The following is a 13,655-nucleotide window of genomic DNA, read 5'->3' as shown; positions in this document are numbered from 1 at the left end:
CCCTCCTAGATCTTGATATCCATGATTTTAATGATCCACCACGAGCAGACCGCATACAGAACCAGAGAAAAAGCGGAAATAATGATGCCTACCCCGTTGTGTAACGGCTGCATATAGTCCGGAGACGACATTTCCATGAATAAAAGAAATAATATCGGAGCAGCTAACATAGCCTTCGCTTCGAATCTCTTCTGGGCTAACATAACTCCGATCTCCTGACTGATTTCAAGCTTCTCGGTAATGATCGAAGAAGTGCGTCTCACGATCTCTACCAAATCTCCGCCAGAGCGTTTGCACGTGGTAAATACATCAGCAAAATTGCTGATATCCTCCATTCCGGCTCGATTGCTGAAATCCTGCAGCGCCTCTTCAATTGGCTGTCCATACTCCATACGCGTACAAATAATGCCTAGCTCTCTTATCAAATCGTTATTACCGTCAGGATAGAGCAATTTTAAATCTTCAATCGCCTCACGAAACCCGTTTTCTACCGAGCGACCCGCTGCCAATGAGGAGGAAAGAGAATATAATGCCTGCTTGAAATGTAAATTAAGCGCTTCTCTTCGTCTTCGCAGCATATAACGGCTCCATTGTTTTGGTACGAGCACCGCTCCACCTGTTAAAATTAGCGACAGAAAAACCGATTGAAAAAAAATGTACCCAACCGCAAACAGCCCAATTCCTCCAATAATAAGACAAACCACTTTTTGACGATGAGAAAGGATACACACTCTATAATCTGACAACGATTTTTGAGAAGGGGGATTACTCCCATTTTGCCTACCGGCTCTGCTACTCTTCACCTCAGTCACCTTCAAATCTCATGCCGCTTAGCCCCATTCCCGCCATTTTTAATTTATCTGTATACATAAGCTCATTTCCGGTACGTTTTAGCCTTCCGATAATTTTGCCATCCTGCTCACCATCCTCTTGAAAAATAAACAGTGGATTAAGCACCACCTCCCCCTCCCTTACCCCTGCGACCTCACAAACTTCCGTCACCCGACGCGACCTGTCTCGAAGTCTTGATAAGTGAACAAAAATATCTACCGCCGAAGCAATTTGCTGTCTGACGACCGAAATGGGCAAATCAGCTCCACTTAGCACCATCGTCTCTAGTCGACTGATCATATCTTTCGTACTGTTCGCGTGACCAGTAGATAGACTTCCATCGTGTCCAGTATTCATCGCCTGAAGCATATCGAGCGCTTCCCTCCCCCGAACCTCACCAACGATGATTCGATTTGGCCTCATCCGAAGTGAGGATTTGATCAAATCCCTGACTGTTATTTCTCCTTTTCCTTCCGTATTCGCATTTCGTGTCTCCAGTGAGACTAAATTGGGAACGGTCGTGATTTGCAGCTCAGCTGAATCCTCAATGGTAATCACTCTTTCTTCAGCTGGTATGTATTGAGATAATGCATTCAAAAAGGTCGTCTTGCCTGAGCCTGTTCCTCCGCTAATAAAAATGTTGTATTTACATTGCACAAGGGTCTGTATAAAGCTCGCGGATTCCTCATTCATTGATCCTCGTGCTACCAGATGCTCCATCGTCATTGGAGTTTCTGGAAACTTTCGTATCGTCATCGTAGGCCCTTTGAGCGCTACAGGAGGAAGAACTATGTTTACACGCGAACCGTCCTTAAGCCGGGCATCTACAATAGGCGATGACTCGTTAACGACTCTGTTTACACCGGAGACGATGTTTTGAATAATGTCTTCAAGTCTTTCTTTTGACTCAAATTGAACGGAAAGGCGACGAACCTGACCATCCTGCTCGGCAAAAATCTCTCTATGACTGTTGATCATGATCTCAGTTACACTGCGGTCATCAACTAAAGGTTGAAGAACATCCAACCCGCGAAAAGAATTATAAAATCGACGGACCCATTTCCACTTTTCCGAAGCAGTGAGACCTGACAAACTCCGCTGTCTCAGCACACTTTGTTCTATATGCTCCATCAGTTCCTCATCGCTCAGTGTTGATGTTACGTTCAGACTGGAACGAATCTCATTTCGTAACTCTCTATACAATTCCTCATCCATCCATCGTCACAACAGATTCACGTGCTTTATTGCTACGCACGATCTTCTCCTTTCTCATAAATGTTGTTCTTTCTCTGCTTCTCCGTGTAGTGTAAGACAGAGCTTATGGACATCACGTTGATAAATCGGAGATTGTAAAATAGCATCTCTTGATGCACCTTTATTCCAGGCAGGAATGTAGGGCAAAGCTGCTTCAATTTTTATTTCTTTCCTTGAGATATATCCCGACATTTCACCAGAATAACGATTCATCACAAGTAATGCTTTTTCCACAAGAATGCAGTATTCAGAGTGATGCGATCGCTCCAAATAATTAAGCCATGTTTCAGTTTTACTCAAGACGTCTGCATTTTCCGTAACTAGCCAAATGATTCGATCCGCCCGGGCTAACACAGCATCTGTTCTATCATTAGGACAGGAATCTACGTCTACTACGATCACATCATATGAGCCGCTGTTTGCAATGTATTCTAATAGTCTGCCAGTATCCTTTACATCCATCTCCAATAGCTCATCCAAATTATCCAGCAAATAAAAACTGTCTCCTTGCAGCTCGGAATCCCGATAAGCATAGGCAGATACAGGCGACTGAATTGACTCTTTTCGATCTTCGGCAGCTTTCAAATCATATAATAGTCTCGCTAGCCCTGTTCCCGATGAATCTGTCCCTGATCCTGTCCTGGCATTCCTTGATTCACATCCTAGACTGCTCATCACCGTCTCAAGATTCAGGTAAAACACATTTCCGCCATCCGCCGCTAACTGTCTCACCAAATTCAAAGCAACGGTCGTTTTTCCGCATCCCCCTACAATTGAATAAACAGCAATGATCTTTGTGTTGCCGTTTGTTTGTCTTATGTCTCCTTTATTTCCCCGAACGATATTCTGAACATTTGTTAATAGATGCTGGAGGGGTTGATACTTAGAAAGTACATGATCTCCGCACTTTTCATCCCCCAGAGCGCCAAGCTGAATACGAACAACCCTTTCGTTCCAATTCTCCCAAGCTTCAAAAAAGAGAGCTTCACCCAGCACCACATCTACCGAATCGCTCGAATGCTCCATATATTTCACAAAAGCGTCCTTTCGACTAAACGCAGTGACCATAATACGTCTGTCAAATTCACTACAGTGGACATACTGTAAAAATGGCTCAATATACTGCTCATCCTGAACAGCCAATACAGCTCTGACAGGCAACACACATTCACCAACCTTTCGCAGAACGCAAAAAAGCACCGTCCAAAAACCGATATTTCGGTTCATTGGACGGTGCTCCCGTTCCGAATTCCTTAAATTTACAGTTAGAATAACATAAATATAAAATACAGACAAGCCCCATTAACATAATATTTTCTAATATCAATTGTACCTTATTTAATCCTCAATAAATCGTTTCCTTATCTCAGGGGTAGGCACCATGCAGGCATCATCTTTACCAAACCAGCGATAGCGATTAGCAGCAATCCATTTGTATACTGCATTTCTGATCACGGGAGGAACTATAATGAGACAGTAGAGAATCGGCCAAGGAAAACGTAAGCCTTTGGCAATACGCAGCGCCGCCGTGGAGCGGGTATATTTATTCTCCTTCTCGATCAGCACAATGGTTCCCAATTTATCTTCAGCCCGAACGCCGTTATTGCTAAGTAATCGTTCGGCAGTACCACTTTGCAGTGAAGCGAACTTAAACCGACCAACCGGATCGCGCTTGATGATAAATTTAACCGCCCCTTGGCACATATGGCAGACTCCATCAAATAAGACGACAGCATGTTGATCGTTCCCATTCATTTCGCCCATCACCTCGATATTTATATATACTGCTGGTTCTTCAGAAAATCTATAACCTCTTGTTGAGTTGCATAAGAGCTTGTCACATTACCGATTTCAACCTCATATCCCCATTCACCAGTCCGTTCATCGTAAACATAAGTTATAGTTATCGTACTGTTGTTGCTTTTAATTTCAATATACTTGTAATAGTCCACGCCTCGAGAGTCAATGTAAGACAGCATATTGCAACTTTTCTTCAATTCATAATACAAAGCGTATGTGTAATACTCCTTGCAATATCCAGCCGTTGTAGAAGAATTCAGCAAAAGAATATCATGAGCATTTTTCATTCGTATATATTTGTTTGTACCACAACCGTGCTCGATTAAATTTTCATACTGTATAAAATAATATCTCCAATCTGACACATTACAGTTATCAATGACGTTTTGAAGACTGGATGCAGCATTTTGTGGGTCGATATCATCTAATAATTGCCGTACTAAATCTCTCTTTTGAGGATCTCTAAGAAGTCTTTTCCAACTAATATCTCTATGGCTATCAATCAAGAAGCTGCGATTCAGGTTATGACTTAATAAATAATCTCCTTTACTTAACAGAGCTCTTCTCCAGAGATCATCATTTACACCTAAACCGTTGTGATCAAACACAGAGCTAGCTTTTTCATAATATTCCTTAAACTTATCAAAGTACTCATTATCAAGCTGCTGAGACCAATTTGATACTGGATCTCCTTCTCTGTATGCTGTCAAAATATTAGAAAACATTAGAATAAAGCTGATTTGTCCTTTAAAATATCCATGGTTTTCAGCCTCGATAATTGCCTTTTTCCATCTATCACTTTTCAGAATAAGTTCCGCTTTAATCTTTTCTTCCTCTACCTGCTCGCCTAAGAAACCTATATCCGAATTTTGGACCCCTATCAGAAAATTCAGGATGTCTGAGCTATTACTGACCATCTGAACAACAGATTTAATCGATCTTACAAAATCTCTCGGATTATTATATTGAGTGTATTCGGACAGATTTCTGATGACACGCATCCAATGATATAGTTGATCACTATTTACATTGGGTTGATGCTGCTTGAAAAATTGACATAATGCATAAAAACGAATTCTCTCCGTGTATGTTACATTTGTATTTTTGATGATTTTTTCAAATAAAAAATTCTCATCAACTAGCGATACATCTGGCAAAAATGTTCTTATTCTATTTCCGTTACTACAATATAGAGTATCTAATGTAAATGCAATATCTTCAATTACATTACTATCAAAGCAGTCAAACTCCTCATACTTAACAAATGACACATGCTTATCGTGCTCAATCAAGTAATTAATTCTTTGATCTAATTCATGATTGTCTATGTTTTGCGTTAGCGCGTAGTTATTAATAACCATAGCTCTAATAAAATTCATGATTTGATCATCAAAAAGTTGGCTTGTCGTATCTCTATAGCGCCAAAATAAATCTGTCCATTCACCATCCATTTTGTTTGCAAATTGTTTCTTATAACCTTGAGTCAGCTCTCTATTATTTTCTTTTATGCTTAGCAGCTGCTCAAATTTGGCTTTAAAATTCTCAAAGCTGGTTAATGCTTTTCCTCTTGCATTCATTTTTATGTACAGACTATCTTCCAAACCGAAGTTCTCCAATTTAATAAACTGAAATGACACTAGATTGCTGCCTGGATCAGTTAGTTTAGTAAATAGCTCTCCACATTTATGAAATTTTTCATGAATAGCATTGATCATGACCAGCATGGATTTGATCGTCGGGTCCTTTTCCCATGAAATAAAAAACCAAGGAGCATCCTCAATTTGAGTGCTCACAGATAATAAAGCTTCGATCTTCGTATTATCATCATTCACTAAAGATTTACAGAACTCTCTGGAGCTTGTTCTTGTCTCATAAGTAAACTTATTTAAGAACGGCCTTGCTTCTTCCAATTTTCCTTCTTTTACAGCCAAATACCAATGTAACAGGAACAAAGTAGTTAGCCTCTGCTGCCCATCTAGTGGAACAAAGGTCTTATTATCTTGTAAATTTCCGTATACAAAATCCAAATCCAAATGTTGATTGCCAGTCAGTGCCTCATATAATTTATCCAAAAAACTATTCCGTATTTCCAAAATCTTATCGCTGCCTCTACCTTGTGCGTAGTCTCTTTGAATAATTGGAATTTCTATCGAAAACTCAGTAATTAATTCCCAAAATGAATATACTTTTGTTTGAGTGCTCATTGTCCCCCTCCTTCTGCTATGGAATAAAATCCCCCAAAGTTTCGATTATTGCATCAACATAACATTTCCTGTCATCCTTCCCCCAAAAAGTCATTTGAGAAATATCGCTGCTATAGTACTTCAAAAATACATTTTTTGTGCATAAAGGAATAAATGTCCCTGTCTTATCTTTTGCTAATATAGTCTTTCTTTTGATAGGAAAAATAGCATTTTTATAGGAACGATTTGTTGAAGAATCCAACAAGGTTAAATTAGAAATATCGTTAATATCTTCGCCTTCTCCATGTTGTTTCAGCACATCCATATAAATCGTTTCAAATACAGTATGGTCAGTAAACGTTTCATTCTCTAAACTATCCTTGATTCTTGCTTGTAATACCGGATCATTAACTTCTCCCTCGACTGCTTTTAGCCAATCTATTCGATGTTTCCGATCATTTGGCATTTCGGAATGTACAGCATGAATATGCTCAATGTCCCAATCCTCAAATTTATAGCTTGAAAAGGGGAAACGGAAATTTGACTTACTGTTCGACTGGATCGAGATAATATTGAATAACAAAAGGAGGTTTCTTATCACAGCTTTATTACTATTGCTTTCACAGTTTAAATCTTCGATTTGCAAATCCCGGTGAAATGAATTTCTGATTTTCGCTTTTAGAAATTGTTTCATTTCTTTTTTTGTCATTTTTTCCGTATCTGCTTTTATCGTTTCAATAGCTGTTCCGGATGACACAATATATCCAACTAAGTGATAGAACTCCCGATCTGAATACCATTCTTCAAAGGTCATGTAAAATTTTTTAATAGATAACCATAAACTATCAATCGGTGAAATCGAAAAATGATTATTTTTCTTCTCATCATTAAATAACTGGTTGAATACTAAAAAGGAAAAATATTCATTATTAGACTTCTCTATTTTCTTATCTGAAGTCCAAGAGTTGTTAATCTGTTCTGACATCATGTCAAATATAAATTCAATTCTGGTCTCGTATTTCTTATCCCCGTTGTTCAGAAAGAGCCATAAATCATCATTTTGAAGCGAATACTCCATCCGATCCCATTCACTTGCAATTTCTAACTGCTTCAATCGAATTTTCTCAACTTGTTCAGAATCTCCAAAATTATCTTTCTTTAAAAACAAAGCTTTGATTAGCTCTGCATTGGTTAACGGTATTTTCCCCAGATTTATTCTGGTGAAAATTTCGATTGGATCTGCTTGATCATTGATCTGGTACCATATTATTTTTGTCTGGTTCCGAAGCTTATCATATATCCCGATGCCAGCAGTAGTTTCATCTTCCCTAAGCTCAAACCATTCCTTCACAACATTAAAAGCGGAATAAATATGAAAATAATCGATGTTGCTGTCCTTTAGACTTAAATCCACACTCTGTAAAAAATTTTTACTATCAGGACGTGTTTCATATTCTAAAGAAAAAGATAGCTCTACTTTAGGAAGAAGGTTTAGTTTTATGTATGACAAAATAATAAATATGGTTGTTAATCTTTGTTGGCCATCAATGACTTCCCATTTTTCTTGATTATCCACTAGGATTGGCTTTACAACGATCGGCTGCAAGCAATAAAACTCATCATCCTTAGGTTTAAAATCCCATATGTCAGACAACAGGTCAGTGACCTGCTGCCTGTTCCATCTATATCCTCTTTGATACGAAGGAATATAAAATGCGTATCTTGACTTAAGCAAATCATTGATCGTTTTTAAGTCAATGATGTTAGTTGTCATCACAATCATTCCCCTCACCCAATTCAGACTTTGTTATTTATTTTCTCTACTTCTATAGAGATCAATTGACTTATATCCCTCGGCTAAAATAGCTTTCATTTCCAGCAGTCTTTTTTCCTGAGTTTCGTTTCTTTTTGCGCTGTATACGTAACGAGCCCAGTCCTTCTGGTATCCGGGAGCCAATTGATTGTACCGTTCCAACACATCCTCATCGTTCTCCAAATACCGCTTAATGTCAGGAATTTTATCGATATAATCATCAACGCGCTGGCTGCTCTTAGCATTGGCAGCAGCTTTCTTTGCTTTTTTCACTTCTGATTTTAGACCTACAACAGTGAACACATCATCAAAGCTAACCATTCTGGAAAACTTCAAACTGCTGTTATACGCATACCCTTCCTCGTCAACTGAAATATTAGGAAATATACTATCGCGCTCGATATACTCCTTGTATTTTGGGTTATTCTTTTTGGGATAAGCAAAGAACAGATATCCTTTCTCATTTACCGCATTTTGCTCGATCACTAGCTGAAGGTATTTTTTCATTTGCTCAAGATCAAAGACGAACACAAAGATCAGATCATACTTCTCTTCTGTAAATTCAGTATCAAAATCCAACTCGTTGAATTCATCAATATACTCTGGCTTATTCAATATTAGTTTTGAGGCATATTTGTGCAGACTTAACTTAGTGATTGCGCTGTTCCTTGAATTCAAAGAGGCTTCCCCCATTCCGCAAATTTTAGTCTTAGTATTTCTTATAGAACATTATAATATATTGCAATTAATCCGGAATCCCCAGAACACACTTATGAGCAACAAATTCCTGTAAAAGTGCAGTTTCTATACCCAGTCTATTTTTTGAAAAGTATAATTCCTGCGAATGTGCAGCTTTTTTGTTCCAATATGCCATTCACAGCCATTTGAGTGAGAAATTCCTGTACTTTTGCATGTTTTTTACTCATTTATACTTTTTTATGAAAAATAACTGTATTATTGCAGGAATTCATGTTCAAACAAAAAAATAGCTCAATTCGGAGAAAACGAATTGAGCTATAATTATGAAAGCTATTATTTTCTAGCGCCATAAGTGAATATCGATGTAATAAACCCTATAATCAGCATTACAATCGGTGAGCCAATCAACAGGATCAGCGAAGATGTCATCCCTTCATACGAGGTTGATCCAATCACGATCGGAATTTCTCCTCCCATTCTTGTAACAATGAAGAATAGAATTCCCACCCCAAGGCCAATCAGGCCAAATAGCTTCATGTATCCGAACATAAATGAACCAAATGATTTTGTTTTCATTGTGATGCCTCCCGTTTCTTATCCAATATTCTTAGACTGTTCCGAAATGATTAAGAATGCAGCAACAGCCTAGACCTGAACGCATATGCCAAAATCAGCAACCCCAGACTGGCCAGCACATAGACTAAACTCATTATCCCAACATTCAGCCCACCATCAGCTCCACCCAAGAAATCGAGAACTGCCGTTTTGTTTAACGGGCCCAAATACCATATGATCATGTACAATACCTCAAAGGTTCGACTGGTGCCCGTAAGCACACCGGAAGCTAACGCAAGACTCGGAATAAGAATTGCCGAGATGATCGCTAATATCAGATGCTGATAATCGCCTTCAATCACGAATCGGATTAACATACCTAGATCTATAATTAAGGTTAAAATAACTCCTGCGACCCAAACCGCTGATAGCTGACGGATCACATATCGTGGACTTGATACTACTAGATATTTGCTCTGATAACGCGCTTCCCGATTCCCCATCCCTGACCAGAGAAGCAAAGGCCAAATCCATAATAACGGCCAGATTAGCCATTGAGATGACAGCTTAGCTGGCATGACCAGACATAGTAGAGACAATATTCCGGCAATTGCATACCATCCAAGTGAAGCACTTTTCATCATCAACCCTAGTTCTGCTCTCACCAGAGGTAAAAATTGAATACGAATCTTCACCTTAGTAAGCTCACTGGCACGAACTAAAGAAGGTGACCCTTGGCTAAATCCGCTCAATCCGTCCCAACCTGACTCCATCTCCGCATTGCTTTTTTTCTCTACTGAATCCATTCCATCCTTACTACTTTTCCCTTTCATCCCCAGGCTCTTCTCATTTGATTCCTGAAATCCACGAAACAATAGAGTAGCCACCACAACAATCCCTAATGCAACCAAAAAGATGGACAACTGTCGCAAAACAAGTTCGCCGGTCCAATTCACTCCTTGCCATTCAAACCGCTCAATTGGCACCTCAGGAACAAGAAATCCAATTCCATACGAGCCATTAAAGCCCTGTTGTAATTTTGAAAACTCCTCTGTCATATCTGAAGTAACAACTGCTGTTCCAAGTGACGTCAAGCTAGGTATCGTGTTAAATAAAATAAAAATAATAAAGTATATAACATTACCAAGCCCGCCTATCAACGCCATCCGTGACTCAAAAAGCACAGCCAACGCCGCTATAACAGACATCATTGGCAATGTCACCAACAGGAAAGGAGAAACTAGCGGCCACAGTTCAACCGCCACCACTTCTCCGCGAGTTAGCTGCATGATCAGAGCCATGATCATAACAACCCCTACTATAATAGAAAGGACTATAAAATTACTGATTGCCTTTCCTAATAAATAATGCAGCTTTTTCACAGTAGTCGAAGCGATAATGTATCCGACCCGTGTCTGATGATCTCGTAAAATACTGTTCTTCACTAGATAAAAACCAAATAGCGACAGAAACATCGTGATGGAGAGCGCAACCGATCCACCAACCCATGCAGAATTGTAGATTCCTCGGTAATGATCGCCCATATGCAGCGTAACATAACCTGCTTCCAGTGGCGGTACAAAGAAATAGGCTACCAGCATCGTTAATCCCAGCGTAATTAGAAAAGAAAATCTTCGAATTCTTTCATACAAATCGGCTCTTGCTATGTGATAGACAGTATGAACCCACATACTAGGCTCCCTCCTGAATTGTCCTGGCGTACAAATAGGCATCCTCAAGGTTAGGAGACAGCTCGGAAGCTTGCGGGAGCGGTGGTCTATCTGAAACGATACGGAGCTGCAGTCCGTCCTCCCGTCTGACTGTACTGCTAATAGTCCATCTGGTTCTCGCTTCCTGCAGCTCATCGTCAGGGATGACAACAGACCATACTTTTCCTTGCACATTACGCAGGATCAACGAAGGGTCTGATTTCATAAGCAGGTGTCCCTGCGACAATATTGCGATCTGATCAGCAGTTGCTTCTATATCCGATACGATGTGCGTTGAAAATATAATGACCCTTTTTCCCGATAAATCCGTCAGCAAGCTTCTAAACCGCATCCGCTCTTCTGGGTCCAGACCAACTGTCGGCTCATCGATGATAAGTAATTCCGGATCATTAAGCAGCGCCTGTGCAATTCCGATTCTCTGACGCATTCCACCTGAGAATCCCCCTATAGGACGCTTCCTAGCTTCATGCAAATTCAGAAGCTCCAGAAGCTCAAGTATTCGAGTCTTTACATTGCGACCGCTAAGACCCTTCAGAGCAGCTGCATATTCTAGGAACTCAATAGGATTGAGCTGTGGATATACACCAAAATCTTGAGGCAAATACCCCAGAACACGACGCAATTCATCGGGATGTTTACGAATATCGATGCCTTTCCAGGTAACGGTTCCTTCCGTTGGCTGCGATATTGTTGCGATAATCCGCATGATCGTGGATTTACCTGCTCCATTAGGTCCTAGCAAGCCTATGATTCCAGGTTTTAGCTGCAAATGAATATCCCTAAGCGCCCATAGCCCAGTACTATATTGTTTACTAACATGATTAATTTCCAGCATAAAGATGCTTCCCCCCCATACTCTATAGCCTAGTTTCACTAGCTTACAGAAACAGTGTAGACCAGCAAAGTAAATACGAGGTAAACAACAAGCAACATCAATCTAAATTATGATCGGCAGCGTAATAGCAATCGTAGTTCCTTCATTAATTTGGCTGGTCACATCAATAGTTCCACCGTGTGCCAACACTAATTGATGCGCAATCGCCATTCCAAGTCCGGTTCCCTCTGACTGTGAATCTGTAGTCGTTCCGCGATAATATTTGTTAAAAAGTCGGCCAATATCTTGCTTACTGATCCCGGTTCCATCATCTGTGATCATAATGCTCAATACGGTGGTTTTTATAATACGAACTTGAATATTCGTTCCTACAGGATTATGCAGAATAGCGTTAATCAGCAGATTATGAAGAGCACGCTGAAGAAGCTTAACGTCCAGCATCGTTTCAGCGCTTGGCGTATCCGTCTCAAAGGATAGATTGAATCCCTCTGCCCGTGGATCATTAACCGCATCGGCTACGATTCTCCGAACAAATTCAACAAGATCATATTTTTCCATCTTCAATGGCAGCTTCTGTCCATCAAGGCTGAAGGATAGATTCAAATCTCCAATAAGCTCTTCCATATGATCCGCCTTCAGGAGAATTTCCGATGCAAATTTGATTTTTTCCTCTGAGTTCCATTCGTACTGTGGGGAAATTAACATAGAAGAATAACCTTTAATGTATGTAAGAGGTGTTTTTAAATCATGGGAAATTCCTGCGATCCATTCCTTCTGCATAGTGTCCAGCCTGCTTCTCTCTTTCTTGCTGCTCTCCAACTCATTGGCCAAAGTATCCAATTGAATGATCAGCTCTGTAAATAAGGCATACGACCTCTTCAGCTTCATCTCGTTTTTTGTGTAGATTTTCAGATACTTGTCCGGTTCCACATAAATTCCTTCTGCCAACCGATTCACCCTGCCGATAATATAAAAAATGGGTCTCCCGATATACCAACCGTAAACAATTACAAATGCTATAAAAACAACAAAAATGTTGATTAAAATAGCAAGTTCCTGCTTATCCCCTTCATTAGGCAAGAGCAACTCCGTTATCAAAAATAGACCTGCGCTTACTGACAAAAAGAGTAGAATAAGACTAATTGTAGTATGAACAGCAAGGCGAAAGATGAGACGCAAATTAACCTTCATGGGTCTCTCCTACTCTCGGTGGAATAAACTTATATCCGATACCACGAACATTTACGATTATTTTCGGATTCGAGGAATCAATTTCGATTTTTTTACGAAGTCTGGAAATATGTATCACCACCGTCTTCTCATCTCCCATAAGCGACATTCCCCAGACCTGTTCATATAATTGAAGTGCTGTAAATACTTGATTCGGGTGAGTACATAGGAATGACAATAATTCAAATTCTTTGGCTGGGCAGTGTATGACATTATCATTCACAATTAGCTGGGCAGCACCCTTGTCCACAACAAATGATCCGAAATTCATCACATTTGCTTTATGCTGAGTCTCAGCACTGTATAATTGCTGACGACGTAATTGAGATTGAATTCTCGCTACCACTTCCAGAGGGTTGAACGGTTTAGTTATATAATCATCTCCACCGATTCCAAGTCCAAGAATTTTATCCAAATCGCCTGATCGAGCGGTCAAAAATAAAATTGGAACAGATGTATGACTGCGAATTTGCTGACATAGTTCGAATCCAGTACAATCTGGAAGCATCACATCAAGTACGATGAGGTTAAAGACCTCAGCGCTTACCAAACGTAGAGCCTCTTTTCCCGTAGAAGCAGTAGTAATTCGGTGAAAACCTTCTTTTTTCAGGATTGTTGTTACCATCGTCAATATACCTTTCTCATCATCAACTAATAAAATGTGCTCGTTCCACAATGTCAAGGTCACCACTACCTTCTGCAAGTTTGATAATGCGCAATCCAGA

The 13,655-nt window shown here is 39.9% G+C and carries 12 protein-coding genes; all 12 read right to left on the bottom strand.

All coding sequences use genetic code 11. From position 1 onward, the window contains the following. Positions 1-5: 5 nt before the first annotated feature. The 12 genes from BLS49_RS14440 to BLS49_RS14385 all read right to left on the bottom strand — a co-directional run bounded on the left by BLS49_RS14440 (position 6) and on the right by BLS49_RS14385 (position 13,606). On the bottom strand, positions 6-803 hold the full coding sequence (locus BLS49_RS14440) for a type II secretion system F family protein (protein ID WP_091231740.1): 798 nt from the start codon (positions 801-803) through the stop codon (positions 6-8). Position 804: 1 nt separating this feature from the next. Continuing rightward, positions 805-2,046, bottom strand: coding sequence for a TadA family conjugal transfer-associated ATPase (locus BLS49_RS14435; RefSeq protein WP_091231736.1), 1,242 nt, complete (start codon positions 2,044-2,046; stop codon positions 805-807). A gap of 54 nt (positions 2,047-2,100) precedes the next feature. Further along, a complete protein-coding gene (locus BLS49_RS14430) occupies positions 2,101-3,312 on the bottom strand; it encodes an AAA family ATPase (protein ID WP_091231733.1) in 1,212 nt (403 codons plus the stop codon). A gap of 111 nt (positions 3,313-3,423) precedes the next feature. Next, on the bottom strand, positions 3,424-3,840 hold the full coding sequence (locus BLS49_RS14425; protein WP_091231729.1) for a thiol-disulfide oxidoreductase DCC family protein: 417 nt from the start codon (positions 3,838-3,840) through the stop codon (positions 3,424-3,426). Between the two features lie 20 nt (positions 3,841-3,860). Further along, on the bottom strand, positions 3,861-6,089 hold the full coding sequence (locus BLS49_RS14420; RefSeq protein ID WP_091231726.1) for a DUF262 domain-containing protein: 2,229 nt from the start codon (positions 6,087-6,089) through the stop codon (positions 3,861-3,863). Between the two features lie 16 nt (positions 6,090-6,105). Continuing rightward, positions 6,106-7,851, bottom strand: coding sequence for a DUF262 domain-containing protein (locus tag BLS49_RS14415; protein WP_091231723.1), 1,746 nt, complete (start codon positions 7,849-7,851; stop codon positions 6,106-6,108). Between the two features lie 24 nt (positions 7,852-7,875). Beyond that, positions 7,876-8,559, bottom strand: a complete 684-nt coding sequence (locus BLS49_RS14410; RefSeq protein ID WP_245742434.1) for a YdeI/OmpD-associated family protein — start codon at positions 8,557-8,559, stop codon at positions 7,876-7,878. Between the two features lie 354 nt (positions 8,560-8,913). Continuing rightward, positions 8,914-9,156: a hypothetical protein gene (locus BLS49_RS14405; protein ID WP_091231715.1), complete on the bottom strand. Its 243-nt coding sequence runs from the start codon at positions 9,154-9,156 to the stop codon at positions 8,914-8,916. Between the two features lie 50 nt (positions 9,157-9,206). Beyond that, complete coding sequence (locus BLS49_RS14400) at positions 9,207-10,826, bottom strand: ABC transporter permease (RefSeq protein ID WP_091231711.1); 1,620 nt, start codon at positions 10,824-10,826, stop codon at positions 9,207-9,209. A 1-nt stretch (position 10,827) separates the two neighbouring features. Then, complete coding sequence (locus tag BLS49_RS14395; protein WP_091231708.1) at positions 10,828-11,700, bottom strand: ABC transporter ATP-binding protein; 873 nt, start codon at positions 11,698-11,700, stop codon at positions 10,828-10,830. Positions 11,701-11,802: 102 nt separating this feature from the next. Continuing rightward, the gene (locus tag BLS49_RS14390; RefSeq protein ID WP_091231705.1) at positions 11,803-12,891 is read right to left on the bottom strand and encodes a sensor histidine kinase; all 1,089 of its coding nucleotides are present in this window, start codon (positions 12,889-12,891) and stop codon (positions 11,803-11,805) included. Continuing rightward, positions 12,881-13,606, bottom strand: coding sequence for a response regulator transcription factor (locus BLS49_RS14385; protein ID WP_091231793.1), 726 nt, complete (start codon positions 13,604-13,606; stop codon positions 12,881-12,883). Before BLS49_RS14385 ends, BLS49_RS14390 begins: the two co-directional genes overlap by 11 nt. Positions 13,607-13,655: the final 49 nt, after the last annotated feature.

The organism is Fontibacillus panacisegetis (genome assembly GCF_900102215.1).
GTDB classification, from domain to species: domain Bacteria; phylum Bacillota; class Bacilli; order Paenibacillales; family Paenibacillaceae; genus Fontibacillus; species Fontibacillus panacisegetis.
This window is presented reverse-complemented; position numbering and strand designations above follow the sequence as displayed.

Coding starts and splice junctions, on each gene's coding strand:
- BLS49_RS14435 (WP_091231736.1), bottom strand. CDS start 2,046: ATGGATGAGGAATTGTATAGAGAGTTACGAAATGAGATTCGTTCCAGT.
- BLS49_RS14430 (WP_091231733.1), bottom strand. CDS start 3,312: ATGAACCGAAATATCGGTTTTTGGACGGTGCTTTTTTGCGTTCTGCGA.
- BLS49_RS14425 (WP_091231729.1), bottom strand. CDS start 3,840: ATGAATGGGAACGATCAACATGCTGTCGTCTTATTTGATGGAGTCTGC.
- BLS49_RS14420 (WP_091231726.1), bottom strand. CDS start 6,089: ATGAGCACTCAAACAAAAGTATATTCATTTTGGGAATTAATTACTGAG.
- BLS49_RS14415 (WP_091231723.1), bottom strand. CDS start 7,851: ATGATTGTGATGACAACTAACATCATTGACTTAAAAACGATCAATGAT.
- BLS49_RS14405 (WP_091231715.1), bottom strand. CDS start 9,156: ATGAAAACAAAATCATTTGGTTCATTTATGTTCGGATACATGAAGCTA.
- BLS49_RS14400 (WP_091231711.1), bottom strand. CDS start 10,826: ATGTGGGTTCATACTGTCTATCACATAGCAAGAGCCGATTTGTATGAA.
- BLS49_RS14395 (WP_091231708.1), bottom strand. CDS start 11,700: ATGCTGGAAATTAATCATGTTAGTAAACAATATAGTACTGGGCTATGG.
- BLS49_RS14390 (WP_091231705.1), bottom strand. CDS start 12,891: ATGAAGGTTAATTTGCGTCTCATCTTTCGCCTTGCTGTTCATACTACA.